Origin of the sequence: Streptomyces sp. NPDC015144 (assembly GCF_043079735.1) — a bacterium.
In the GTDB taxonomy this organism is placed as follows: domain Bacteria; phylum Actinomycetota; class Actinomycetes; order Streptomycetales; family Streptomycetaceae; genus Streptomyces.
Map to the genome: position 1 here is coordinate 132000 of NZ_JBIBUU010000007.1, position 24552 is coordinate 156551.

The window sequence follows — 24552 nt, forward strand, 5'->3', positions numbered from 1 at the left end:
GACCAGTTGTAGCACGGTGAGGGTTGGATAAGGAACCTGCAAAAACCGACTACTTCGCATCAGCTATCGCTGACCCTCCGTAACACGCCGAAGGCCCTCGGACCGCATGGGTCCAAGGGCCTTCCGGAAGGAGGGCGGAGAGCGTCCCCGCTCTCCTGACGTGCTACTTCGTGAGGTTTCTCTCGATCTCCTCCTCCACCTCGTCGGGCTCCCGGCCCGGCGTCTGGAGGTTGAACCGGGTGATCGCGAACCGGAAGATCACGTAATACACGACGGCGAAGGCCAGGCCGATCACGATGATCAGCCACGGTTTGGTCGCCAGGCTCCAGTTGATGACGTAGTCGATCAGCCCCGCCGAGAAGCTGAAGCCGTCCTTCACCCCCAGGGCCCAGGTCACCGCCATCGAGACACCGGTGAGCACCGCGTGGATGCCGTACAGCAGCGGCGCGACGAAGAGGAACGAGTACTCGATCGGCTCGGTGATGCCCGTCACGAATGACGTCAGCCCGACCGACAGCATCATCCCGCCGACCGCCTTGCGCCGGTGCGGCTTCGCGCAGTGGTAGATCGCCAGCGCCGCCGCCGGCAGCGCGAACATCATGATCGGGAAGAAGCCCGAGGTGAACTGACCGGCCGTCGGGTCGCCCGCCAGGAACCGGTTGATGTCACCGTGCACGACCGTCCCGTCCGGCTTGGTGAAATCGCCGAACTGGAACCAGACGAAGGTGTTCAGGAACTGGTGCAGCCCGATCACCAGCAGCGCCCGGTTGGCCAGACCGAAGATGCCCGAACCCACCCAGTCCAGGTCCACCAGCCACTTCGAGAAGCTCGTCAGCCCGTCGCCGATCGGCTGCCACAGCCAGGCGCACAGCCCCGCGAAGAGCAGGCCGACGAACGCCATGATGATCGGAACGAGCCTGCGGCCGTTGAAGAAGCCCAGCCAGTCCACCAGCTTCACCCGGTGGAACCGCTGCCAGAACCAGGCCGACAGCAACCCCATCACGATGCCGCCGAACACCCCGGGATTCTGGTACGCCGCCGCCGTGACCTTGGCGTCCGTGGTCACGCAGGTACCGAACCAGATGCCGCCGGGGGTGAACGTCGAGCCCGGACCGCAGTCCACCGGAAAGGCGTGCAGCACCGCGTAGTAGACGAGGAAGCCGGCCACCGCCGCGAGCGCCGTCGAACCGTCGGACTTCTTCGCCATGCCGATCGCCACACCGATGCAGAACAGCAGCGGAAGGCCGAGCCCCGAATCGAGCAGCGCGCCGCCCGCCGCCGCGAAGACCTTGGCGATGTTGTTCCAGCCCAGGCCCTCGTCACCGAAGACGTCCGGCTGGCCCAACCGGTTCAGGATGCCGGCCGCCGGCAGCACGGCGATCGGCAGCTGAAGGCTGCGGCCCATCTTCTGGAGCCCCTGGAACAGCCCGTTCCACCAGGTCTTCCGCGGTACTGCGGCGCTGCTCGCGCTCATCGGCGTCCTCCCGGAACAGGGCGTGCTCGGCAGTCGTTGCACAATGGTGTAGACCACTTGGGGTACGGTGCGTAACCCGCGTGGAAGATGGTGCATCGATGATCGTCATCATTCGGGACGGGCCGGTCACCCGCTCGCGAAGTTGGGCCAAACGTGCGTTACGGTGACGAAACGGACCCGGAGTGGGCCGTCGCACGCCTGCGAAGAACCATGTGAACAACCAGGGAGAAGGCCATGGCCAGCAAGGCTGAGAAGATCGTCGCCGGGCTCGGCGGTATCGAGAACATCGACGAGATCGAAGGCTGCATCACCCGCCTGCGCACCGAGGTCCACGACCCCAGCAAGGTCGACGAAGCCGCGCTCAAGGCCGCCGGCGCCCACGGCGTCGTCAAGATGGGCACCGCGATCCAGGTCGTCATCGGCACCGACGCCGACCCCATCGCCGCCGACATCGAAGACATGATGTGACCGGCCCCCGAACCCCCCGCTGAGCCCACCGCTCGGCCCCGCGCAGGCCCCGCCCACCCCGGACGGGGCCTGCGCCGTACCCGGCCGACGCACCCGTCCCGCACCGCGACCGGGGCCCGCCCCGCACCCGAACGGACGCCCCACCCGCACCCGATAGGGTCGACGCCATGTCTCGTATCGACGGCCGCACCCCCGAACAGCTCCGCCCCGTCACCATCGAACGCGGGTGGAGCAAGCACGCCGAAGGCTCCGTGCTCATCTCCTTCGGCGACACCAAGGTCTTCTGCACCGCCTCCGTCACCGAAGGCGTCCCCCGCTGGCGCAAGGGCAGCGGCGAAGGCTGGGTCACCGCCGAATACTCCATGCTGCCCCGCTCCACCAACACCCGCGGCGACCGCGAATCCGTCCGCGGCAAGATCGGCGGCCGCACCCACGAGATCAGCCGCCTCATCGGCCGCTCGCTGCGCGCCGTCATCGACTACAAGGCCCTCGGCGAGAACACCATCGTCCTCGACTGCGACGTCCTCCAGGCCGACGGCGGCACTCGCACCGCCGCCATCACCGGCGCCTACGTCGCCCTCGCCGACGCCGTCGCCTGGGCCCAGCAGAAGAAGATCGTCAAGCACGGCCGCAAGCCGCTGACCGGCACCGTCTCCGCCATCAGCGTCGGCATCGTCGACGGCACCCCCCTCCTCGACCTCTGCTACGAGGAGGACGTCCGCGCCGAGACCGACATGAACGTCGTCTGCACCGGCGACGGCCGCTTCGTCGAGGTCCAGGGCACCGCCGAGGCCGCCCCCTTCGACCGCACCGAGCTCGGCGCCCTCCTCGACCTCGCCACCGCCGGCTGCGCGGACCTCACCGCCCTCCAGACCGAGGCCCTCTCCCGCACCCTCGGCGCATAACGGCTGCCCCGTACACGCTTCCCGGCGGAGCAACCGCGCACCCACCGCACCGCGTCGTTACGAGCACGGGCGCACGGATCGAACCGTGCGCCCGTCCACGTAACCGCACCGCATCCGCCCCCGGGAGGAACGGACCATGGCCACGGCCACCCGCCGACGCATCGCCGCCGCGCTGACCTTGAGCACGCTCGCCCTCACCGCCGCGACCGGCTGCGGCGCCGTCGACAAGGCACTGGACTGCGTCCGCGCCGCCGACGCCATCGCCACCAGCGCCGACAACCTCCAACAGGCCGTCTCCAACGCCACCTCCGACCCCACCCAGGCGTCCGAGGCCCTCGACGAGATCGACAAGGAGATCGGCGAACTCGGCGGCAGGACCGGCGACGCCGACCTCGGCAAGGCCATCGGCGACCTCCAGAACGGCGTCGCCAACGTCCGCGAGGCCATCGACAAGGGCGACACCACCCCCGACATCGGCCCGGTCACCGACGCCGCGGCCGAGATCGGCAAGATCTGCACCCCCTGACCACCCCCGATACTGGGGGGTATGACCCGCCTCATCCTCGCCACCCGCAACGCCGGGAAGATCACCGAACTCCACGCGATCCTCGCCGACGCAGGTCTCACCCATGAACTCGTCGGCGCGGACGCGTACCCGCACATCCCCGACGTCAAGGAGACCGGCGTCACCTTCGCGGAGAACGCCCTGCTCAAGGCCCACGCCCTCGCCAAGGCCACCGGCCACCCCGCGATCGCCGACGACTCCGGCCTCTGCGTGGACGTACTCGGCGGCGCCCCCGGCATCTTCTCCGCCCGCTGGGCCGGCCGCCACGGCGACGACCGGGCCAACCTGGACCTCCTCCTGGCCCAGCTCTCCGACATCGACGCCCCCCACCGCGGCGCCCACTTCGCCTGCGCCGCCGCCCTCGCCCTGCCCGACGGCACGGAACGCGTCGTCGAGGGCCGCCTGACCGGCACCCTGCGCCACGTCCCCGCCGGAACCCACGGCTTCGGCTACGACCCGATCCTCCAGCCCGAGGGCGAGACCCGCACCTGCGCGGAACTGACCCCGGCCGAGAAGAACGCCATCAGCCACCGGGGCAAGGCGTTCCGGGCGCTGGTGCCGGTGGTGCGGGAGTTGGTGGGCTGAAACAGCGAGCGGCCGTCACCTTCGGAACGAAGGTGACGGCCGCTCTGCGGATGTGGGCCCGGTGGGACTCGAACCCACGACACACCGGACCTAAACCGGCGCCCTCTTGGCCAGCTGGGGTACGGACCCATCGGCCCCACTCTACTGTGCGGCGCCCCGCCGCTTCGAGAAGGTCGCGGTCTGGCTGTGACAGGACGGGCACAAGTACCGGAGGTTCTCCGGGCAGTTGTTGAGCCGGTCGCCGTCGATGTGGTCGATCTCCAGGACGAGGCGGTTCCCGCGCCATGTCTCGCCGGTCCCGCACCGTGTGCACCTGTGAGGGACACCGATGTCGTCGAGGGCTCTCCGCAACAGGGTCGTTCTCGTGCGGGGCGCTCCGGGTCCCAGGCGGCACAGGATCTCTGCCGAGGACCTGCGGGACCGAGAAGGCGTGCCCCGAGGATGCCCTTGACCAGAGAAATGGGCAGTCGACAGGCCGTGCGCTTCGATATCCCGCTTCAGCCGGGCGCGGGCTCCGCCGCTGTCGGTCTGCCCCAGGGCCCTCAGAGCACCGGCAAGGCTGTGGGAAGCGGCGATGGCTGCCGCCAGCTCCTGGCCGGGAGTGGGGCGCGATGCGTACCTTCGTCCGCCGGTGAAGTGGGACGTGTCGATGCCGAGGCGGTCCATCTTCCTGCGCAGGTAGCCGTAAGGGCTGTCGCTCGGTGGCAGGCCCATGTACTCGAACATCTCCCGGATGCTGTGCGTGTGGGCGGCCGCTTCGATGAGCAGTTCTTCCGGGTACGCGTGCGGCGCTCGGCCCGGCAGGGCTTCCTCGGTGAAGTGGGAGGTGTCGATGTCGTAGTGCCTGAGCCGGGCGCGTACATAGCGGAGCGTCTTGCTGCCCAGAGGCGCATCGAGCCGCCGCAGGACGTCGGCGAGACTGCTTGCCGTGGCTGCCGCTCGCTCGAGCGCGTCGCGAGGGTAGGTGTTCCGGCTGCTCATGCTGTCGCCCGGCGTTTGCGGCTGCGGTAGGTGTCGGTCGCCGCGTGGCAGTTGGGGCAGAGGAGCCGGAGGTTCTCCGGGCGGTTGTCCCACCAGTCGCCGTTGACGTGGTCTACTTCGAGCCGGAGCGGTTGCCCCAGCCACTGCCCGCCATTGCCGCAGTCGGCACAGGAATCGTCGACGCCCCGCCGGACGAGTTCGCGGCGCAGCCGCTGCCCCGGAACCCGGCCGTTCGACGGGGCGCCGAGAACCAGCGGATTCCCCAGGGATCCCTTGGGTCCATGCGGTGTCGTGCCCGGGAAATGCGACGTGTCGATGCGGAGCTTGGCCGCGCGACGGCTGATGTGCGCATGATTGCCACCGACGGGGCTGATGCCCAGTTTGCGTACCACCTCGGCCATGCTGCTGGAGCAGGCGATGACCTCGCGCAGTCTCTCTTCGGTGTGGCGCACCCGCGTGTCGGTGAAGTGCGAGACGTCCACCCCCGCCTCGGCCATCTTCCGGCGCAGATAGCTTCGGCTCCCAGGTGTGGGCGTTCCCCCGCACCAGCGGACCGCGTCGTTCGCGTTGGTGGTTTCCCGCACGGCCTCTTCGAGCAGCTCGCGGGTGTATCGAGTAGCCATGCTCCGCCCCTCCGTATCCGGCCGTGTGTTCGTGGCCTCGTACGGATCAACGCTCCGGATACCGGTGAGTCACGTCCGAATTCCGACAAGATGCGGAATGCCCCGCACCGCTTCGGCCGGAGCTGAAGTGGTGCGGGGCATTCCGAAAAAGAGCGGGACCCGGTCAGATGCCGAGGTCCTTGATGATCTTGGCTACGTGGCCGGTGGCGCGGACGTTGTAGAGGGCGCGCTCGACCTTGCCCTCCTCGTCCACGACGATCGTGGAGCGGATGACGCCCGTCACCGTTTTGCCGTAGAGCTTCTTCTCGCCGAAGGCGCCGTACGCCTCGAGGGTCTCCTTGGACGGGTCGCCGACCAGGGTGACCTTCAGGTTCTCCTTCTCGCGGAACTTGGCGAGCTTCTCCGGCTTGTCGGGGGAGACGCCGATGACGTCGTACCCGGCGCCCGTGAGCAGGTCCAGGTTGTCGGTGAAGTCGCAGGCCTGCTTGGTGCAGCCGGGGGTCAGGGCGGCCGGGTAGAAGTAGACGATGACCTTGCGGCCCTTGTGATCGGCGAGCGAGATCTCGTTGCCGTCGGCGTCGGGGAGGGTGAAGGCGGGGGCGGTGTCGCCGGGCTGGAGTCGCTCGCTCATGGTTCTCCTCGGGTGGCACGTGGGGTGTACGGGACCGAGAGTAATAGGGGTGCCGCCGGGTGTGTGGGGGGTCGAGCTGACAGACTGTCGATGAAGGTTTACCGGACGAGGACCACGGAGGCGGCGCAGTGTCGGATGCCAGAACCCCTGCGCAGATCGAGGCGGACATCATCAGCAGGCGGGAGCAGCTCGCGGTGGTGCTCGACGAGATCGGGGTGCGGGTGCACCCCGATACGATCATGGGAGACATGAAGGCCAAGGCTGCCGAGGCCGTGGACCGGACGGCCGGGCGGGCTTTCGTCGCGGTGAACCGGGCGGTGTCGGACGTGCGGGCCCGGTTCGTGGACGAGGAGGGCGCCCCACGGCTGGAGCGGGTGGTTCCGGCGGCGCTGCTCGCGGTGGGTGTCGTGGGGCTGATCGTGGCGTCGAAGCGGCGCCGGAAGGGCTGATGCGGCGGCCCGCGCACCCCGGAGGGGTGCCGGGCGGCGCCGGGCAGGTAGGTTGCGGGGCGTGAGCGAGAACACCGACGACAAGCTGCCCATCCGCATGCTGCACGACCGTGTGCTGGTCCGGACCGATACGCCCGAGGGCGAGCGGCGTTCCGGTGGCGGCATTCTGATTCCGGCGACGGCCGCGGTCGGCCGTCGGCTGGCCTGGGCCGTGGTGGTGGCGGTGGGGCAGAACGTGCGGACGGTGGAGCCGGGCGACCGGGTGCTGTACGACCCCGAGGACCGGGCCGAGGTCGAGGTGCGCGGGGTGGCGTACGTGCTGATGCGGGAGCGTGATCTGCACGCGGTGGCGGCCGACCGGTTCGAGGGTTCGGTGGATTCGACCGGTCTGTATCTGTAGTCCTCCGGTCCGGCGCCGATTCGACGTGGTGGAAGGGCAAAGGGCCTGGTGACCGTTGTCACCAGGCCCTTTGCCCTTCCTTTGCTAGGCTGGGGGCACCCCGACGAGACGCGCCGTACCGGGTTCCGCAAAGACGACGCACCCGTTGTCCGCGTGTTCTGTCTCGCCGGAGGTGCTGTCGTCATGGCGTGGGTTCTGCTGGTTGTCGCCGGTCTGCTCGAAGTGGCCTGGTCGATAGGGATGAAGTACACCGAGGGGTTCACCCGGCTGTGGCCGAGCGTGTTCACCGGTGCCGGAATCGTGGCGAGCATGGTGCTGCTGTCCCATGCGGCCCGGACGCTGCCGATCGGTACGGCCTACGGGGTGTGGGTCGGGATCGGTGCGGCCGGTGCGGCGGTGCTCGGCATGGTGGTGCTGAACGAGCCGGTGACCGCCGCCCGGATCTTCTTCGTCTGTCTGCTGCTGGTCGCCGTCGTCGGCCTGAAGGCGACCTCGGGTCACTGACCGGGGCCGGTTCCCGGGCCGGGTACGGGGGTACCCGGGCTGCCGGGCCGGGCGCCGGGGCCGTAACCGTAGCCTCCGGCGCCCGCGCCGCCGCCGTTGTCGCCGCCGCCCGGGCCCCCGCCGCCGGTCTCGCCGCCGCCGGGTCCGCCGTTGTCGCCGCCGCCGTTCTGCGCCCCGCCGTTCCCGGCGCCCCCGTTGTCGGTCCCGCCGCCGTTCTGGTTGCCGGTGTCGGTGCCGGTGCTGGGCGGTTCCTCGCTGCCTGGGGGTGAGGGGATCTCGGGCGGGGTGGTTCCGGGGGTGTTCGGGCCGGTGCTGGAGGCGGGGCCGGAGGGTTTCGTGGTGCCGCCGGGGGTGGTCTGCCCGTTGGTCGGGGTGGACTGCCCGGTGCCGCTCTCGACGGTCAGGTCGAAGTCGGTGGCCGGGGTGTTGCGCAGCGCCGCCTCGGTGTACTGCGCCCAGACCTGGGCGGGGGCGCCGCCGCCGTTGATGCGGGCGAGGCCGAGGGCCCCGTACAGCGGTTTCTGCGCGCCGGTCTCGGGGTCCTGGCCCATGACGGCGACGACGGTGGTGAGGTCGGGGGTGTATCCGGCGAACCAGGCGGCCTTGTCCTCCTCGGCGGTGCCGGTCTTGCCGGCGGCGGGGCGTCCGGCGGCCTGGGCGGCGGTGCCGGTGCCGCCCTCGACGACGCTGCGGAGGATCGCGGTCGTGGTGTCGGCGGCCTCGCGGTCGACGGCCTGGCGGGTGGGCCCCCGGCCGGGGACGTCGAGGTCCTCGCCGCCCTTGCTGACCCGGTCGACCAGGACGTACGAGCCGTGCCGGCCGTGGTTGGCGAGGGTGGCGTACGCCTCGGCCATGTCGAGGACGCTGGCGGTGGCGACGCCGAGGGCGATGGACGGGGTGGCGGTGAGGTCGGGGGTGCTCTTGGGGAGTCCGAGGTCGATGGCGGTCTGCCGGACCTTCTCGGGACCGACGTCCTCGGCCATCTGGGCGTAGACCGCGTTGACGGACTTGTCGGTGGCCTCGGTCACGGTGATGGGCCCGTAGCTGCGGTCGTCCTCGTTGGCGGGGGCGTATCCGGTGGAGCCGTTGGGGCCCTGGACCGTCCGTTTGTTGGTGCCGTCGTAGACGGTGTCGGGGGTGATGGTCCGGCCGTCCTGGGTGGTGGAGTGGTTGGCGACGGCGGAGGTGAAGACGAAGGGTTTGAAGGTGGAGCCGACCTGGTAGTCGCGCCGGGTCGCGTTGTTCACGTACTGCTTGGTGTAGTCGACGCCGCCGTACATGGCGACGACGCGGCCGGTGCCGGATTCGACGGAGGCGCCGCCGACACGGACGTCGCGGTCGGCCGGGCGGTCCGGGCTGGTCTGCGACATGACGTTGTCGTCGACCGCGCGGACCAGGGCGTTCTGCTTCTTCTTGTCCAGGGTGGTGGTGATCCGGTAGCCGCCGGTGGCGAGGGTGTTCTCGTCGACGATGTCGTGGTCGGCGAGGTAGTCGTCGATGGCCTGGACGAGGTAGCCGCGCTGTCCGGAGAGCCCGGTGGGCGGGTGGACCTTGCCGGGGACGGGGAACGTCATCGCGGCGCGTTCGTCGGCGCCGAGCCACTTCTCCTTGACCATGCCGTCCAGGACGTAGTTCCAGCGGGCGACGGCGGCGGACTTGTTCTCGGGGTGGACGACGACGTCGTAGGCGCTGGGGGCGTTGAGCAGGGAGGCGAGGTAGGCGCCCTGGGCGGTGGTGATGTGGTCGACGTCCTTGGCGTAGTAGGCCTGGGCGGCGGCCTGGATGCCGTAGGCGTTGCGGCCGAAGTAGCTGGTGTTCAGGTAGCCCTGGAGGATCTCGTTCTTGGACTGCTCGCGGTTGAGCTTGATCGCGATGAAGAATTCCTTGAACTTGCGGACGACGGTCTGCTCCTGGCCGAGGTAGTAGTTCTTGACGTACTGCTGGGTGATGGTCGAGCCGCCCTGTTTGCCCTTGCCGGTGAAGGTGTTCCAGGCGGCGCGGACCATGGCCTTGAGGTCGACCGCCCGTTCGGAGTAGAAGTCGCGGTCCTCGGCGGCGAGTACGGCGCGCTGGACGGTGAGCGGGACCTGGGCGAGGTCGACGCTCTCCCGGTTGACCTCACCCGAACGGGCGATCACGCTGCCGTCCTTGTAGAGGTACACATTGGCCTGCGCGGTGGCGCTGGAGTTGGCGGCGGGGATGCCGACGAGCTGGTACCCGGCGATGAAGCCGCCGACCAGGAGCACGGCGACGACCAGGAGTCCGCCGAGCGTCATCCGCCAGGTGGGTACGGCGCGGCGCCAGCCGGTGCGCCTGGGCCGGCGGGGCTTTCCGGAAGGTCCGGCCGCGGATCCGGCCGTGGGTCCGGCCCCGTCGCCGCCGCCGCTCCCGCCGTCACCGGGGGTGTCCGGTCGCTGTCTGGGGGCCCAGCCCTGGGGGCCGTCGCCGCTCTCGTTCCCGCCGGGCTGCTGTGGCTCGTCGCTCATGTCCGTGCAGACTCCTCGACTGCGATCAGTTATCCCATACTGCCCTTTTTTAGGGAATAAGCACCGGATCGACCTCGCCCCGCCCCCGGAAAAACCGGTCGCGACGGACGATCCCGCCGCACTAGGGTCGTGCGCTTTGGTGCCCGCGACCGTGCGGCACCCGGACCATGGGGGTGCATGCGGTGCGGCTCTACGCGGTGGTGGCGGCGGGCGGGTTCCGGCGCCACGCCACCTACCGGATCGCCACGGCGTCGGGGGTGTTCACCAACACCGTCTTCGGTTTCATCCTGACGTACACCTATGTGGCGCTGTGGGACGAGCGCCCGCAGCTCGGCGGCTACGACATGCCGCAGGCGCTCAGCTACGTGTGGCTGGGGCAGGCCCTGCTGATGACCTGTTCCATGATGGGCGGCGGCTTTGAGGACGAGCTGATCGAACGCATCCGCACCGGTGACGTGGTGGTCGACCTCTACCGGCCGGTCGACCTCCAGTTCTGGTGGCTGGCGGGCGACCTGGGCCGGGCCGCCTTCCACCTGCTGGGCCGGGGCATCGTGCCGATGCTGGTGGGCTCGCTCGCCTTCGAGCTGGCGATGCCCTCGTCCGGGTGGACCTGGCTGGCCTTCCTCGGCTCGGTGGCGCTCGGGGTCGTGGTCAGCTTCGCGATCCGCTACCTGGTGGCGCTCTCCGCGTTCTGGCTGATGGACGGGGCGGGGGTGGCGCAGATGGCCTGGCTGTTCGGGATGTTCTTCTCCGGGATGCTGCTCCCGCTGACCCTCTTCCCCGGGCTGCTGGGGGACGCGGCGCGGCTGATGCCGTGGTCCTCGCTGCTCCAGGTGCCCGCCGATGTGTTCCTCGGCAAGTACCCGGGGTGGGAGCTGGCGCGGGCGTACGGCTTCCAGGCGGGCTGGGCGGTGGTGCTGCTGCTGGTGGGGCGGATGGTTCAGTCGGTGGCGACGCGACGGGTGGTGGTCCAGGGTGGCTGACGCGAGCGGTGCGGTGGAGGTGCCCGGCGGCCGGTCCGCCGACTGGTCCCAGGAGGCGTTCGCGCGGCGGGGGTGGCCGCGGCGGTTCGGCGAGGGCGTGCGGGCCTACGGGCTGATCGTGGCGATGTGGCTGCGTTCGACGATGGCCTACCGGGCGTCGTTCGCGATGGCGGCGCTCGGCAACTTCGCGGCCACCGCCTTCGACTTCGTCACGATCCTGCTGATGTTCACCCACGTGGACCGGCTCGGCGGCTACGGGCTCTCCGAGATCGCCCTGCTGTACGGGGCGTCGGGCACCGCGTTCGGCCTGGCCGACCTGCTGATGGGGTCGATGGACCGGCTGGGGCGGCGGGTGCGGGACGGGACGCTGGACACCCTGCTGGTGCGGCCGGTCCCGGTGCTAGCCCAGGTCGCGGCGGACCGGTTCGCGCTGCGCAGGCTGGGGCGGGTGCTCCAGGGGGCGCTGGTGCTGGGGTACGGGCTGGCGACGGTGGACGTCGAGTGGACGGTGCTGAAGGTGGCGGTGGTGCCGCTGATGCTGCTGGGCGGGGCGGGGCTCTTCGGTGCGCTCTTCGTGGCGGGGGCGGCGTTCCAGTTCGTCGCGAACGACGCCTCCCAGGTGCAGAACTCCTTCACGTACGGCGGCAACGCCCTGCTCCAGTACCCGCCGTCGATCTTCGCGAAGGAGCTGGTGCGCGGGGTGGTCTTCGTCGTGCCGCTGGCTTTCGTGAACTGGCTGCCCGCGCTGTATGTGCTGGGGCGGCCGTTGCCGGTGGGGCTGCCGGGGTGGGTGGCGTTCCTGTCCCCGGTGGTGGCGGCGGGGTGCTGTCTGCTGGCGGGGCTGGCGTGGCGCGCGGGGCTGCGCGCGTACCGCAGCACCGGCAGTTGACCGGCCGGGCCGGGCCATCGGGCATGGGCTTCGGACTTCGGACTGCCGCGGGCTTCGGACTTCGGGCTTCGGGCGGAGGCGGCGGAGCAGCCGCCATGAAAGGACAGGGACGTGAATACGAGCACGAGTACGAGCGCGAGTACGAGTACGGGCGCGGGCACGGGCGGCGACCCCGGGTTCATCGAGCTCGACGAGGTCGAGAAGGTCTTCGACGTACGCCGCAGAACCGGCTTCCTGCGCGGTGAGCGGCGCCAGGTCCGGGCGGTCGACTCGATCAGCTTCCGGGTCGCCCGCGGCGAGATGGTCGGCTACATCGGCCCGAACGGCGCCGGGAAGTCGACCACGATCAAGATGCTGACCGGCATCCTCACCCCGAGCGGCGGCCGGCTGCGGGTGGCGGGCATCGACCCGTCGCGGGAGCGTACCCGGCTGGCGCACCGGATCGGCGTGGTCTTCGGTCAGCGCACCACGCTCTGGTGGGACCTGCCGCTGCGCGACTCGTACCGGCTGATGCACCGGATGTACCGCATCCCCGACGCCCGGTTCCGGGAGAACATGGACCGGTGCGTCGAACTCCTCGATCTGGGCGATCTGTTGGAGGTTCCGGTGCGTCAGCTCTCGCTGGGGCAGCGGATGCGCGGGGACATCGCGGCGGCGCTGCTGCACGATCCCGAGGTGTTGTACCTGGACGAGCCGACGATCGGCCTGGACGTGGTCTCCAAGGCGAAGGTCCGTGGATTCCTGCGGGACTTGAACGCCGAGCGTGCCACGACCGTGCTGCTGACCACCCACGATCTGACCGACATCGAGCAGCTCTGCTCGCGGGTGATGGTGATCGACCACGGCCGTCTGATGTACGACGGTGCCCTGGAGGGGCTGCACGAGCTGGGGGAGAGCGAGCGGACGCTGGTGGTCGACCTGGAGCGCGAACTGCCGCCGATCCGGCTGGAGTCGGCGCCCTCGGTGCGGACGGTGAAGGTGGAGGGGCCGCGCCAGTGGCTGGCCTTCCCGGCGGCGGAGTCGGCGGCGGCGCTGGTCGCCCGGATCGCCGCGGAGTACCCGCTGGTCGACCTTTCGGTACGGGAGCCGGACATCGAAACGGTCATCGCGAGGATGTACGCCTCGACCTCGGAAGCGGGCGTTCAATAGGGTTCGCGGTATGACAAGTGAGAGTCCGGAAATGCGTGCCTCCGATGCCGAGCGTGAGCGTGTGGCCGAAACCCTGCGCGAGGCGGTCGCCGAGGGCAGGCTGGGGATGGAGGAGTTCGACCAGCGGCTGGAAGCGGCCTATACGGCGCGTACGCACGGGGAGTTGGAGCCGCTGGTGCGGGATCTGCCCGCGCCGGGCGCGGTGGTGGCGCCGGTCGGCGGTGCGGCTGTGGCGCCGACCGGTTCGGGGAAGCCGTGGGCGGACCGGATCGGCCGGCCCGCGACGTCGAACGGGGCCTTCGCCTTCTGGGGCGGTTTCGGGCGCCGGGGCAACTGGACGGTGGGCCGGAAGTTCACCGCGTTCGCCTTCTGGGGCGGCGGTGAGATCGATCTGCGCGAGGCGAACTTCGAGGACCGCGAAGTGGTCATCCGGTGCATCGCGATCATGGGTGGGATGCAGGTGACGGTTCCGCCGGAGCTGAACGTCGAGGTCCGGGGCATCGGCATCATGGGCGGCTTCGGCGAGCGCGCGAAGGACGAGGGCGTCCCGTCGCCGGACGCCCCGCGGGTGCGGATCACCGGGTTCGCGCTGATGGGCGGTGTCGGGGTGGAGCACAAGCGGAGCAAGGCGGAGCGCAAGCGGCTGCGGGACGCGGAGCGGGAGCGGTCGAAGGGGCTGGACGGCGGCCGGGAGCGCGGCCGCCTGGAGAAGGGCCCGGACGGCGCCTGACGCCGACGCCGGGAGCCGCCCGTCCCCGGCGGGACGCGCCCGCCCCGGCCGGCCCCTGATCGGTACGTCCCGCCCCGCCCCTCTCCCTCGCCTCTCAGAGCTGGTCGGAGACGGTTTCCTCGTGCTCCAGCGACGCCAGGTCCACCAGTGAGCCCAGCCGCTGGTAGCCCGCGTCGTTGAGGTGGAGGTGGTCGCCGCTGTCGTACTCCGGCCGGAGCCGGGTCGGGCGGTGCGGGTCGCGGGCCGCCGCGTCGAAGTCGATGACGTCGTCGTAGACGCCGCCCGCCCGGATCAGTTCGTTGACCCGCTGCCGTACGGCTTCGCGGGCCGGGGTCCAGGTGCGGTAGCCCTCGAACGGCATCAGGGTCGCCCCGACGACCCGCAGTCCGCGGGCGTGGGCGCGCTCGGTCAGTTGGCGCAGGGCGTCCGCGATGTGCTGCGGGTGGGTCTCCTGCGGTGAGCGCTGCACGTCGTTGATGCCGAGCGCGACGACGACCGTACGCACCCCGGCGACGTCCAGTGCGTCGCGCTCGAAGCGGTCGAGGGCCCGTACGCCGCTGCCGTCGAGCAGGAGGCGGTTGCCGGCGATGCCCGCGTTGGCGACCCCGTACCGGCCGTGCAGCCGGTCGGCGAGGACGTCGGGCCAGCGGTTGTTGGTGTCGGTGCTGGAGCCGGTGCCGGCGGTGAGCGAGTCGCCGATCACGGCGATGGTCCCGACGGCGGTGAGGGTGTGGACGTCGACGGCGGTGAGGTAGCGCCAGTCGTCGGTCCGCCGGGTGCCCCACGCGGTGTCCAGGTACGAGGTCTGGTGGCTGCGCTCGTGGACGGTGACGGGTCCCTCGGGGCTGCGGACGCGCAGGGTGACGACGAGGTCGGCGTCGGGGGCGACCGGTCCGGGCACGGCGTCGCTGACGACCTGCCCGCCGGTCGGGACGGTCACGGAGCGCGCCCCGCCGAAGGTGGCGGGGCGGCCGCCGACCCCGGCCTGCTCGACGACCAGCGGATGGGTGCCGAAAAGGTTCGAAAGAGTGATGCGGGCCGCGCTCCCGCCGATGCTCGTATGGACGACGTTACGAATGGTGCGGCGGTGCAGGGTGCTGCCGGTGGTGGAGTCGGCCATCCCGGTGACGGGGGAGGCCGTCCAGGTGGCGGCCCAGAGCCCGGTGGTGTGCGCGGGGGCGGCGGGCGTCCGGGGCGCGGACCGCGGCCCGGGTACGGCCACCACCGCGCCCGACTGGTCGCCGGGGCCGGAGAACAGCAGGGAGCCGGCGAACGCCACCGTGGCGGCGAGCGCGGCGGTGCCCGCCACGGGGGCGATGAGCGGGGGGAACCCCTGGCGCCTGGGCATGGGCGGTGTCTCTCCTCAAGATCAAACGGACTGGTCCCATGATGGGGCAGGACGGGAGGGGCGCGGCGCCGGGAACTCGGCGTGCGGCCCGGGAGTAGGTCAGGTAGGGACGTTGCGTACGGTTTTCCGGGCGCGAGGAGTGCGCGGACAGGTGGAGCGGATGGAACGGAACGATCGGACCGGCCCCGGGGAGCCGGGGGCGCGGCAGCCGGCGCGTACGGGCGAGCGGAACGGCAGCGGGGCCGGGGAGGGCTCCGGGGCCGGGGAGGGGCCCGGGGCCGGGGAGGGGCCCGGGCGCCCCCGGCCCGCGCCGCTCGGCTCGTTCGCGTACACCGCGGCCGACGAGGAGAAGCGGCGCGGGGTGCGCCGGATGAAGACCACGGCCACGGGCCTCCTTCTGCTGGTCGCGCTGGTGTACGCGCTCGCCACCTGGGCGAGGAGCGCGGGGGTGGGCGGCTGGCCGGGCTTCGTCGCCGCGGCCGCCGAGGCGGGGATGGTGGGCGCGCTGGCCGACTGGTTCGCCGTCACGGCGCTGTTCAAGCGCCCGCTCGGCCTGCCGATCCCGCACACCGCCATCATCCCCACCAAGAAGGACCAGCTCGGGGCCTCACTGGGTTCCTTCGTCGGGGAGAATTTTCTCTCCGGTGACGTGGTCCGGGGCCGGATCCACGCCCTGCGCGCCGGGCGGCGGCTCGGTGCCTGGCTGGCCGATCCGGCCCATGCCGACCGGGTGACCGCCGAGTTGTCGACCGCGCTGCGCGGGGCGATGCGGGTGCTGCGGGACTCCGACGTGCAGGCGGTGGTGGGTGAGGCGATCACCCGGCGGGCCAACGCGGCGGAGGTCGGTCCCGGGCTCGGGAAGATGCTGGAGAAGATCGTCGCCGACGGGGGACACCGCAAGGTGGTGGACCTGGTCTGTGTGAAGGCCCACGACTGGCTGGTGCGGCACGGCGATTCGGTGATGGACGCGGTGCAGGGCGGGGCGCCGGGCTGGACGCCCCGGTTCGTCGACAAGCGGATCGGGGAGCGGGTCTACAAGGAGCTGCTGCGGTTCGTCACGGAGATGCGGGACATGCCGGGCCATCCGGCGCGCGCCTCGATCGACACCTTCCTGACGGACTTCGCGTCCGACCTCCGGACCGATTCGGACACCCGGGCCCGGGTCGAGCGGCTGAAGTCGGAGATCCTGGGGCGCGGCGAGGTCCAGGACGTCATCGCCTCGGCCTGGTCGTCGGTCCGCGCGATGATCATCGCGGCGGCGGAGGACGAGCAGAGCGAGCTGCGGCTGCGGGCGCGGGCCTCCCTGATGGCGCTGGGCGCCCGGCTGTCCACGGACGAGCGGCTCCAGGCGAAGCTGGACGGCTGGCTGGAGGACGCGGCGGTCTATGTCGTCACGACGTACCGCACCGAGATCACGTCGCTGATCAGCGACACCGTCGCGGGCTGGGACGCGGACCAGACGTCGAGGAAGATCGAGGCGAACATCGGCCGCGACCTCCAGTTCATCCGGATCAACGGCACGGTGGTGGGCGCGCTGGCCGGTCTGCTGATCTACACGGTGTCCTGGGCGCTGGGCGCGTAACGGGGCGGTGCCCTGGGCGCCGGGCGCGGGGCGCGCAACGGGGCCGGTGTGCGTCGTGTGCGGGAAAGGGGCGGGGCTTCCGGATCTCTCCGGGAGCCCCGCCCCTTTTCGCGTTCCCGTACGCGGGGAGGCCGCCCCGCGCCCGTTCCCGTACCCGGCTCTCAGGCGGCCCGGCGGGTGACCGCCCACGAGGCGACGGCCATGGAGCCCGCCACGGCGAAGACGGAGGGCCAGGCGCCGATCTTCTTGGCCAGCGGGTGCGATCCGGCGAACGCGGCGAGGTAGGCCGTCGTCAGGCCGGCCGCCGCGCGCGGCCCGGCCTGCCGGTTCCACTCGTACGCGGCGACCGTGCCCGCGGCGGCGAGGGCGACCCCGCCCAGCGGCCGCTTCCTGGTCCACCGGGCCACGGCGTATCCGCCGACCAGCCCGCCCGCCGCAACCGCCGCTGCCGGAACCTTCGCCATCGCAGCCACCCTCGCCTTCTCGTCTCGGTGATCCGGGCCCCGTGGGCGTGTCCGACACGTCCCGGCCCGGGTCTTCGAGGCTAACGCGGTTGCCGGGGTACCGGTCGCCGAGGGGGTGCACACGCGTTTACCCTGGGGTGAACGCGCGTACACCCCAGTCGTCCCGGACCCTGTACGGAGAGCCATGCCAGCGGACATACCCGCCGACCCGACCCCCGCCGCGAAGCAGTCCGCACACCCCCGGTTCGCCGTCGGCGTCCTGGCGTTCTGCGGCGTCGTCGTCGCGGTGATGCAGACGATCGTCGTCCCTCTGCTCCCGCACATCCCGGCCCTCACCGGCGCGAGCCCGGCCGCCGCGAGCTGGCTGGTCACCGTCACCCTCCTGACCGGTGCCGTCTTCACCCCCGTCCTGGGCCGGGTCGGCGACATGTACGGCAAGCGCCGGGTGCTCGTCGCCTCGCTCGGGGTGCTGGTGGCCGGTTCGGTGCTGTGCGCGGTCAGCTCCCACATCGGCGTACTGATCGCCGGACGCGCCCTGCAGGGCGCCGCGCTCGCCGTACTGCCGCTGGGCATCAGCATCCTGCGCGACGAACTCCCGCCCGAGCGCGTGCTGTCCGCCGTGGCGCTGATGAGCTCGACGCTCGGCATCGGCGCGGCGGTCGGCCTGCCGGTCGCGGCCCTGGTCGTCGAGAACTTCTACTGGCACACGATGTTCTGGGTCTCCGGCGCGATCGGTGTCCTCGACATCGTGCTCGTGCTGTGGTGCGTGCCGGAGTCGCCGCTGCGCAGCCGGGGCCGCTTCGACGCGCTCGGTGCGCTCGGGCTCTCCGGGGCCCTGGTCTGTCTGCTGCTCGCGGTCACCCAGGGTGCCGACTGGGGCTGGACCTCGGCCCGGACGCTCGGGCTGCTCGGGGCGGCCGTCGTCGTGGCGCTGTGCTGGGGGGCGTACGAGCTCCGGGTCGCCTCGCCCATGGTCGACCTGCGGATCTCGGCCCGCCCCGCCGTCCTGCTCACCAACGTCGCCGCCCTGCTCATCGGCTTCGCCTTCTACGCGAACTCCCTGGTCACCGCCCAGATGGTCCAGGAGCCCAAGGAGACCGGCTACGGGCTCGGCGCCTCGCTCGTCGTCAGCGGCCTCTGCCTGCTGCCGGGCGGCGTGATGATGGTCGCGCTCTCCCCGGTCTCGGCCCGGATCTCCGGGAAGCACGGCCCCAAGGTCAGCCTGGCCCTGGCCGCCGCGGTGATCGCCACCGGCTACGGGGTCCGCTACTTCACCAGCCACAACCTCTGGCTGATCATCGCCGGAGCGACGGTCGTCGCCTCCGGCACGGCCATCGCGTACTCCGCCCTGCCCGCCCTGGTCATGCGCGGCGTCCCGATGAGCGAGACCGGCGCGGCCAACGGCCTCAACACCCTGATGCGCTCGATCGGGCAGGCGTTCTGCAGCGCGACGGTCGCCGCCGTCCTCGCCAACCTCACCTTCCGGGTGGGCGGCCGGACCGCCCCGACGCTCCACGCGTACCAACTCGTTTTCCTGATCGCCGGGGGCGCGGCGCTCCTCGCGCTGCTGGTCACCCTGTTCCTGCCGGGCGCGCGCACCTCCGCGACAGGTACGGTCGAAAGCAGCCGCGACGTCCCGGGCGACCGGAAGGACGGTGTGCGGACGATGCCGATCCAGGAGAGCACATGACCAGCGGGCAGGCCGCCGTACCGGCCCCGGTCCGGTCCGACACCGACCCGGGCGGCCCCGGCACGCGCGAGCCGCGCACGGGGGACCCGGGTACGGGCGATGCGGGCACGGGCCGCGACGCGATCCTGCGCGCGGCCCGCCGGGCGTTCACCCAGCGCCCGTACGCCGACGTCACCATCCGCGGCATCGCGGCCGACGCCAAGGTGAGCCCCTCGCTGGTGGTCAAGCACTTCGGCCGCAAGGAGGAGCTCTTCAACACGGTCGCCGACTTCGGCCCCGCCGCCGCCGAACTCTTCGACGCCCCGCTGCCCGTACTGGGCCGCCACATGGTCGTCACGCTCGTCCGCCACCGCCGCACCCTCCAGTCGGACCCGCTGCTCCGCGTCGTCTTCTCGCTCGGCAACCGCGACGAACGCTCCCTGCTGCGCGACCGCTTCCAGGAGCAGGTCACCGACGCCCTCGCCGCCCGCCTCACCGGCCGCGAACGCACCCTGCGCGCCGAACTGATCGCCGGTCACCTCATCGGCCTCGGCGCCACCCTCGGCCTCCACCGCTCCGGCGCCGGGGCGGACGCCACCCCCGAACACCTCGCCGACCTGTACGCGCCCGCGCTGCAGGCCCTGATAGACGGGTCCTGATCCATGGAAATCCTCGAATACGTGGCGTTCAGCACGGACCCCTCCGGCGGGAACCCCGCGGGCGTGGTCCTCGACGCGTCCGGGCTGGACGACGCGGCCATGCTCCGGATCGCGGCCGAGGTCGGCCACTCGGAGACCGCGTTCGTCCTCCCGCCGCGGGGCGCGGCGCAGCCGGGACGGGAAAGCCACCTAGACGTCCGGTACTTCAGCCCGCTGGCCGAAGTGCCGTTCTGCGGGCACGCCACCATCGCCACCGCCGTCGCCCACGCCCAGCGGCACGGGGCGGGCGAGCGCACCTTCCGCACGAAGGCCGGCGAGGTGCTGGTGGCCACGGAGACCGGGCCGGACGGATCGGTCATGGCCACCCTGGTCAGCGTCGCGCCCCGGTCCGAGCCGATCCCGCAGGACGTGACGGACCGGCTGCTCGCGGCGCTGCGCTGGTCGGCGGAGGACCTGGACCCCGCGCTGCCCGTGCGGGCCGCGTACGCGGGGGCCTGGCACCCGGTGGTCGCGGCGGCGGACCGCGCCAGGCTCGCCCGGCTGGACTACGACCGGGAGGCGCTCGCCGCCCTCATGGCGCACCGCGGCTGGACCACCGTCGATCTGGTCTGGCGCGAGTCCCCCTCGGTCTTCCACGCCCGCAACCCGTTCCCGCCCGGCGGTGTCGTCGAGGACCCGGCCACCGGCGCCGCGGCCGCGGCCTTCGGCGGCTACCTGCGCACCGAGGGCCTCGTCGACACCCCCGCGACGCTGACGGTGCACCAGGGGTACGACATGGGGCGGCCGAGCACGATCCGGGTACGGGTGCCCGCCGGGGCGGACACCGGTATCGAGGTCAGCGGCACCGCGGTGGCGATCTGAACCGGACCGCCCGCCCCGGCGCCGCCCGGATGTTCAGCTGAAGACGACCGAACGGAGCTTCAGCCGGCTGGAGGCGTAGCCGCCGTGCGGCCGGAGCGAGAAGTGGTCGCCCTCGCAGTCCGGGCCGGTGAAGACCGTCGCGGTGGAGCCGGTGAGATTCAGCGGGGTGGTCGCGGGCAGCGACGAGGACGGGTCGGCCACCTCGGGCAGCGTGATGCACATCCGGCTCGGCGGGGCGACCAGGTAGCCGGGCCGCAGCGAACCGTCGAGGCCGGAGTAGACGTACGTGAAGTCTCCGGTCGCCGCGCTCGCCGAGGCCGGGACGGCGACGACGAGCGAGAGGGCGCCGAGGGCGGCGGCAACGGCGGAACGTGGACACAGGCGCATGGGGAACTCCTTGTGCGAGGGGTGGGAAACGGCCCAAGTCTGTGCCCTCGGCATGCGGTTACCCGTCGCGTTCCGGCCTCCGTCACCTGGACGGCAACTGCTGAATCGGTTCTGCTGACGCCAACCGGGTCATGATCCGCCGTATCGGCCCCGGACGCCCGGACCGTCCGGACGCCTTCTGGACCGACCGGGTGAGGGCCGGACCCCGGCGGTGGCCCGACGCGGCCCCGGTCCGACCCCACCGCCATTTCCGGCCACAGCACGACACGCACCCACGAACATCACACCGCCATCACACCGCGCCGCTGCGCGCGTACCGCTGTACGGGCGCCGCTGTACGTGCCCCGCTGTACGTGCCCCGCTGTACGTGCCGTGCTGTCCGGGCTCCGCCGGGCACGTACATCCGCACGTGCACCGCTACGCGTCGCCGAGGTCCAGTTCGGCGACGACCTGGTCCCCGCTGGTCTCCCCGGTCAGCTCGAACCCGAGACCGCGGTAGAAGCCCTCGGGACCGTGCTCACCGGGAACGAAGGTCACCGTGGCCCGGGTGCCGCCCCGCCGCCGGATCTCCTCGCACACCGCCGTCACGGCGAACCGGCCGTACCCGCGTGCCTGCTGGTCGGCCGCGATGTTCAGCCGCCAGAGCCCGGAGCGCGTCCCCGCATCCTTCGGGTCGAACTCGACGTCGAAGAAGGCCATGACGAAGCCGACGAGCCGTTCCCCGTCGAAGATCAGCCGGGGCCAGGCGATGTCGGGGGTCGCGTACGCCTGGGCCAGCGACCAGGCGACCGGCTTCACGAGCCCTTGCTGGTCGGGGCGGACGGTCAGCGCACAGGCGGCCTCGACGTTGTCCGCCGTGACCTCTTCCAGGCGCAGTGATGACGATGAAGACATGGGCCCAACCTAACGACCGGCACCGGCTCCATCGAACGGGTTGTTTCCGCCCCTGGGCGCCGCCGCACCGGCGCTCTCGCGCGGATGCCCGGCCCCGCGGTGGGCGGGGTCGGGCATCCCAGCGAACTACCTTTGTCCGTACGTCAGTTGACGGGCGTCTGGTAGAGGCCCCGGCCGGCGCGGTGGGCCCGGGAGGTGGCGACGAGCCGGTCGAGGGTGCTGCGCACGGTGTTGATGCCGTTGGGCGTGAGCTCGCGCCCGAGCGCCTCCGTCACGTCACGGGCGCGCACGGGGGCACCGGCCTCCGCGAGCACCTTCAGGGTCAGCTCGGTGAGGCTGCCGCTCTCGTCCTCGGCCGTCGCCTTCTTGGCGGCCCGGGGCTTCGTCGCCTTGGCCTTCGCGGGCTTGGCGGCCTTGGCGGTGGTGGCGCTCTTCGGCGCCTTGGCCGCCGGGGCCGAGTCCACGACGGTGTCCTCGGCGGCGTTCTTGGCGGTGTCCTTGGCGACCTTGGCCCGGCCGCGCTGCTGGGCCTTCGGCTTGGCGGCGGCCCGCTTGCGGCTCTTGGGCGCGGCGGAGGTCTTGCGCGCGGCGGAACGGCGTGCGGGGGCGGCGGCCGGCTCCTCGGGCGCCTGCTCCTCCTCCGCCCGCGCGACGGACTCGGCGGATTCGATGGGCGCGACGGGCTCGGCGGACTCGTCGGGCTCGGCGGAAGTCCGCGCCTGCTGCGGGATCGCGGGCGCCTCGACGGCCGCGTCGGCATCGGCCGTCACCCCGGACGCCTCCCCGGCGACGGGCGCGGACGAGCCCGACAGCGCCCGCAGCGCGGTCAGTGCGGTCCGTACCGAACCCAGGCGCTCGGTGACGGCCGCGAGTTCCTTCTCCAGCGTCTGCTGGTGCTGCTCGAGGCGGGGAAGTTCCGCCTCCAGCAAGGAAGTTGTGGCGTCGATGGTGACCAATGTGCTGGTCTCGGAAGTCATGGAGGTGCCCTTCTGTCCCTGCTGACCGTTAGTGACCGATGTACCGCAGGGTAAGGGGTGTTGTGTTGTGGCCGGAAATCGACCTTCAAGCGAGACTTCTCCCGAACCACCGTCAGCTCTCCCGGCCAGTCTCCTGAACGGCGCTTCCGCGCACCCCGCACTCCGTACGGTTGCCACTCGTTCGGCCGTATCGGTTCACCCGTGCCCCGAGCCCCAGCCGCAGAGCCATCACCACCACGGCGGCGACCGCGAATCCCACTCCGACCCAGGGAAGTTGGCGTGCCCCGTACGCCGCCAGGGCCCATCCGCCGACGGCGGTGCCGAGCGTGATGCCCAGGTTGGAGAAGGAGATGAAGAGGCTGTTGCCGAACTCCGGTGCGTCGGTCGCGTCCCGCCCCAGCCAGTTCTGGCTCACGACGAGCCCGCCCGAGTGCACGGCGCCCCACACCAGGACCACCGCCGCCATCGGCGCGAACAGCGGGCCGACGGCGTACACCAGGCCGTAGACCAGCAGGCAGAGCACCGGGTAGGCGACGGCGGTACGGACGGGGGAGCGCCGCAGCAGGCCGCCGAAGGCGAAGTTGCCGAGGATCATCACCACGCCGAAGGCCATCAGCATCGCGCTGACCCACGTACCGCCCATCCCCGTGACCTGCCCCAGGTACTCCGCGAAGTAGCCGTAGACCGAGAACATCGACGCGAAGACGAGAACGACGGAGACGATGCTCAGCCAGGTACCGGTGCGCTTGAGCAGGCTCAGCTGCGCGCCGTAGGAGGAGCGCCGTTCGACCGGCATCGGCGGCACGAACCGCAGGATGCCCAGCAGGGCGAGGAGATTGACGAGTGCTCCGAACCAGAAGGCCGCGGCCAGCGAGAGGTGGTCGGCGAGGTACGAGGTCAGCGGCACGCCGAACGCGAAGCCGACGGTGACCCCGCCGAACACCGTCGTCGTGGCCCGGGTCGCGTTCTCCCCGGATGCCAGTCGGGCGGCGGAGGCGAGCGCGACCGCGAAGAAGACGGGATGGAACAGGGCGGGCACGATCCGGAAGGCGAGCATCACCCCGTACTGCGTGGTGAGCGCGTAGACGGCGTTGGACACGGCGAACACCGCGATCGAGGCGGCGAGCACCTTCTTGCGGTCGATCCCGGAGGCGAGCAGCGTGGTGAACGGTCCGGACACCGCGATGACCAGGGCGAACGCCCCGACGAGCCAGCCGGCGTCGGACGATGTGACGCCGAGTTCGGCCGAGACCCGGGGGAGCACGCCGACCATGCCCATCTCGGTGGTGATGATCCCGAACACGCCCAGGGCGAGTACCGGAACGGCGAGGGAGGCCCTTCTCATCGAGACGACCAAGTCCTTTCGTCAAATCGCGAAATCTAGATGTATACGGTGGCGGCGCGACGCCGCACCCGGTGGGGGCGGGCTCGCGCTCGTCCTACAGTTCGTCCCGTACGTGGGCGGCGAACTCGGCGATCGCCGCTTCGTCGCGGCGGTAGTAGGTCCACTTGCCGATGCGTTCCGAGGTGAGCAGCCCGGCGTCCTTGAGAGTCTGCAGATAGCCGGAGACCACGGACTGTGCCAGCCCGGAGCGCTTCTGGATGTCGCCGACGCAGACGCCGATGTGGAAGCCGAGCCCCTGCTGCCGGTAGGAGTCCTCGTCGAAGTGCTTCCCGGGCTCCTTGAGCCACCGCATGAACTGGAGGCGCGCGGGGTTGGCGAGCGCCTTGTGCACGGCCAAGGGGTCCATCGCTCCGCCTCCTCGTGGCGCTCATCAGGTACGCATCTATCTTTCGCGATACGTAGCGTCGAGTCAAATGCGGCCGCGCGCCCGACCCGGCCCCCGCCGGGCCCCAATCGTTATACGGCGCCGGGAGGGCAAAGGAGG

27 protein-coding genes, 1 tRNA gene and 1 riboswitch are annotated in these 24552 nt (G+C 71.4%); of the genes, 15 read left to right on the forward strand and 13 right to left on the reverse strand.

Features of this window, described 5'->3' with window-relative positions; genetic code table 11:
- Window positions 1–163 precede the first annotated feature (163 nt).
- Window positions 164–1474: a PTS transporter subunit EIIC gene (locus tag ACF08W_RS14740; protein ID WP_385209841.1), complete on the reverse strand. Its 1311-nt coding sequence runs from the start codon at window positions 1472–1474 to the stop codon at window positions 164–166.
- Window positions 1475–1708: 234 nt separating this feature from the next.
- Between ACF08W_RS14740 and ACF08W_RS14745 the strand changes: the two genes are divergently transcribed.
- From ACF08W_RS14745 to rdgB, 4 genes are all read left to right on the forward strand, one after another.
- A complete protein-coding gene (locus tag ACF08W_RS14745; RefSeq protein ID WP_014156020.1) occupies window positions 1709–1942 on the forward strand; it encodes a glucose PTS transporter subunit EIIB in 234 nt (77 codons plus the stop codon).
- A gap of 167 nt (window positions 1943–2109) precedes the next feature.
- Window positions 2110–2847 (forward strand): ribonuclease PH, encoded by a 738-nt coding sequence (gene rph, locus ACF08W_RS14750; protein WP_385209844.1) that lies wholly within the window; start codon window positions 2110–2112, stop codon window positions 2845–2847.
- Window positions 2848–2983: 136 nt separating this feature from the next.
- On the forward strand, window positions 2984–3373 hold the full coding sequence (locus ACF08W_RS14755; RefSeq protein WP_352273735.1) for a hypothetical protein: 390 nt from the start codon (window positions 2984–2986) through the stop codon (window positions 3371–3373).
- A 21-nt stretch (window positions 3374–3394) separates the two neighbouring features.
- On the forward strand, window positions 3395–3997 hold the full coding sequence (gene rdgB / locus ACF08W_RS14760) for an RdgB/HAM1 family non-canonical purine NTP pyrophosphatase (RefSeq protein ID WP_352273736.1): 603 nt from the start codon (window positions 3395–3397) through the stop codon (window positions 3995–3997).
- 53 nt (window positions 3998–4050) lie between these two features.
- Here rdgB and ACF08W_RS14765 read toward each other — a convergent pair.
- From ACF08W_RS14765 to bcp, 4 genes are all read right to left on the reverse strand, one after another.
- A tRNA-Leu gene (locus ACF08W_RS14765) sits at window positions 4051–4126 on the reverse strand.
- Window positions 4127–4138: 12 nt separating this feature from the next.
- Window positions 4139–4978 (reverse strand): HNH endonuclease signature motif containing protein, encoded by an 840-nt coding sequence (locus ACF08W_RS14770; RefSeq protein WP_392279421.1) that lies wholly within the window; start codon window positions 4976–4978, stop codon window positions 4139–4141.
- Complete coding sequence (locus ACF08W_RS14775; RefSeq protein ID WP_392279422.1) at window positions 4975–5601, reverse strand: HNH endonuclease; 627 nt, start codon at window positions 5599–5601, stop codon at window positions 4975–4977. The genes ACF08W_RS14770 and ACF08W_RS14775 overlap by 4 nt, the downstream gene beginning before the upstream one ends.
- A 163-nt stretch (window positions 5602–5764) precedes the next feature.
- The gene (gene bcp / locus ACF08W_RS14780; RefSeq protein ID WP_352273739.1) at window positions 5765–6232 is read right to left on the reverse strand and encodes a thioredoxin-dependent thiol peroxidase; all 468 of its coding nucleotides are present in this window, start codon (window positions 6230–6232) and stop codon (window positions 5765–5767) included.
- Window positions 6233–6360: 128 nt separating this feature from the next.
- Between bcp and ACF08W_RS14785 the strand changes: the two genes are divergently transcribed.
- The 3 genes from ACF08W_RS14785 (at window position 6361) to ACF08W_RS14795 (ending at window position 7585) form a co-directional block, all read left to right on the forward strand.
- The gene (locus tag ACF08W_RS14785; RefSeq protein ID WP_352273740.1) at window positions 6361–6681 is read left to right on the forward strand and encodes a DUF3618 domain-containing protein; all 321 of its coding nucleotides are present in this window, start codon (window positions 6361–6363) and stop codon (window positions 6679–6681) included.
- A 61-nt stretch (window positions 6682–6742) separates the two neighbouring features.
- Window positions 6743–7081, forward strand: a complete 339-nt coding sequence (locus tag ACF08W_RS14790; protein WP_352273741.1) for a co-chaperone GroES — start codon at window positions 6743–6745, stop codon at window positions 7079–7081.
- A 67-nt stretch (window positions 7082–7148) separates the two neighbouring features.
- Window positions 7149–7224: riboswitch (guanidine-III (ykkC-III) riboswitch) on the forward strand.
- A 40-nt stretch (window positions 7225–7264) separates the two neighbouring features.
- The gene (locus ACF08W_RS14795; protein ID WP_385209857.1) at window positions 7265–7585 is read left to right on the forward strand and encodes a DMT family transporter; all 321 of its coding nucleotides are present in this window, start codon (window positions 7265–7267) and stop codon (window positions 7583–7585) included.
- Here the strand turns inward: ACF08W_RS14795 and ACF08W_RS14800 are convergent.
- Window positions 7579–10071, reverse strand: coding sequence for a transglycosylase domain-containing protein (locus tag ACF08W_RS14800; RefSeq protein WP_392279423.1), 2493 nt, complete (start codon window positions 10069–10071; stop codon window positions 7579–7581). The genes ACF08W_RS14795 and ACF08W_RS14800 overlap by 7 nt on opposite strands.
- 182 nt (window positions 10072–10253) lie before the next feature.
- On the opposite strand from ACF08W_RS14800, the gene ACF08W_RS14805 reads away from it, so the two are divergent.
- The 4 genes from ACF08W_RS14805 to ACF08W_RS14820 all read left to right on the forward strand — a co-directional run bounded on the left by ACF08W_RS14805 (window position 10254) and on the right by ACF08W_RS14820 (window position 13822).
- Window positions 10254–11054: an ABC transporter permease gene (locus tag ACF08W_RS14805; protein ID WP_385210366.1), complete on the forward strand. Its 801-nt coding sequence runs from the start codon at window positions 10254–10256 to the stop codon at window positions 11052–11054.
- The gene (locus ACF08W_RS14810; RefSeq protein WP_392279424.1) at window positions 11047–11943 is read left to right on the forward strand and encodes an ABC transporter permease; all 897 of its coding nucleotides are present in this window, start codon (window positions 11047–11049) and stop codon (window positions 11941–11943) included. The genes ACF08W_RS14805 and ACF08W_RS14810 overlap by 8 nt, the downstream gene beginning before the upstream one ends.
- Window positions 11944–12054: 111 nt before the next feature.
- A complete protein-coding gene (locus ACF08W_RS14815) occupies window positions 12055–13092 on the forward strand; it encodes an ATP-binding cassette domain-containing protein (protein WP_392279425.1) in 1038 nt (345 codons plus the stop codon).
- Between the two features lie 31 nt (window positions 13093–13123).
- Window positions 13124–13822, forward strand: a complete 699-nt coding sequence (locus ACF08W_RS14820; protein WP_392279426.1) for a DUF1707 domain-containing protein — start codon at window positions 13124–13126, stop codon at window positions 13820–13822.
- 94 nt (window positions 13823–13916) lie between these two features.
- Here the strand turns inward: ACF08W_RS14820 and ACF08W_RS14825 are convergent, their stop codons facing one another.
- A complete protein-coding gene (locus ACF08W_RS14825) occupies window positions 13917–15170 on the reverse strand; it encodes an SGNH/GDSL hydrolase family protein (protein WP_352273746.1) in 1254 nt (417 codons plus the stop codon).
- Between the two features lie 160 nt (window positions 15171–15330).
- On the opposite strand from ACF08W_RS14825, the gene ACF08W_RS14830 reads away from it, so the two are divergent.
- On the forward strand, window positions 15331–16752 hold the full coding sequence (locus tag ACF08W_RS14830) for a DUF445 domain-containing protein (RefSeq protein WP_392279427.1): 1422 nt from the start codon (window positions 15331–15333) through the stop codon (window positions 16750–16752).
- A gap of 161 nt (window positions 16753–16913) precedes the next feature.
- On the opposite strand, the gene ACF08W_RS14835 is transcribed toward ACF08W_RS14830, so the two are convergent.
- Window positions 16914–17216 (reverse strand): hypothetical protein, encoded by a 303-nt coding sequence (locus ACF08W_RS14835; protein WP_352273748.1) that lies wholly within the window; start codon window positions 17214–17216, stop codon window positions 16914–16916.
- A 184-nt stretch (window positions 17217–17400) separates the two neighbouring features.
- Between ACF08W_RS14835 and ACF08W_RS14840 the strand changes: the two genes are divergently transcribed.
- The 3 genes from ACF08W_RS14840 to ACF08W_RS14850 are packed head-to-tail and all read left to right on the forward strand — an operon-like array spanning window position 17401 to window position 20405.
- Window positions 17401–18906: an MFS transporter gene (locus tag ACF08W_RS14840; protein WP_392279428.1), complete on the forward strand. Its 1506-nt coding sequence runs from the start codon at window positions 17401–17403 to the stop codon at window positions 18904–18906.
- Window positions 18903–19544, forward strand: coding sequence for a TetR family transcriptional regulator (locus ACF08W_RS14845; RefSeq protein WP_392279429.1), 642 nt, complete (start codon window positions 18903–18905; stop codon window positions 19542–19544). Before ACF08W_RS14840 ends, ACF08W_RS14845 begins: the two co-directional genes overlap by 4 nt.
- A gap of 3 nt (window positions 19545–19547) precedes the next feature.
- Window positions 19548–20405, forward strand: coding sequence for a PhzF family phenazine biosynthesis protein (locus ACF08W_RS14850; RefSeq protein ID WP_392279430.1), 858 nt, complete (start codon window positions 19548–19550; stop codon window positions 20403–20405).
- A gap of 33 nt (window positions 20406–20438) precedes the next feature.
- Here ACF08W_RS14850 and ACF08W_RS14855 read toward each other — a convergent pair whose 3' ends face one another.
- The 5 genes from ACF08W_RS14855 to ACF08W_RS14875 all read right to left on the reverse strand — a co-directional run bounded on the left by ACF08W_RS14855 (window position 20439) and on the right by ACF08W_RS14875 (window position 24414).
- Window positions 20439–20792: a hypothetical protein gene (locus ACF08W_RS14855; RefSeq protein ID WP_392279431.1), complete on the reverse strand. Its 354-nt coding sequence runs from the start codon at window positions 20790–20792 to the stop codon at window positions 20439–20441.
- Between the two features lie 417 nt (window positions 20793–21209).
- Window positions 21210–21686 carry a GNAT family N-acetyltransferase gene (locus ACF08W_RS14860; RefSeq protein WP_385209881.1) on the reverse strand — a complete coding sequence of 159 codons (477 nt, stop codon included), beginning with the start codon at window positions 21684–21686 and terminating at the stop codon, window positions 21210–21212.
- A gap of 143 nt (window positions 21687–21829) precedes the next feature.
- A complete protein-coding gene (locus ACF08W_RS14865) occupies window positions 21830–22663 on the reverse strand; it encodes a hypothetical protein (protein ID WP_392279432.1) in 834 nt (277 codons plus the stop codon).
- 112 nt (window positions 22664–22775) lie between these two features.
- Window positions 22776–24008, reverse strand: coding sequence for an MFS transporter (locus ACF08W_RS14870; RefSeq protein WP_392279433.1), 1233 nt, complete (start codon window positions 24006–24008; stop codon window positions 22776–22778).
- Between the two features lie 94 nt (window positions 24009–24102).
- Window positions 24103–24414, reverse strand: a complete 312-nt coding sequence (locus tag ACF08W_RS14875) for a helix-turn-helix transcriptional regulator (RefSeq protein WP_352273756.1) — start codon at window positions 24412–24414, stop codon at window positions 24103–24105.
- Window positions 24415–24552: the final 138 nt, after the last annotated feature.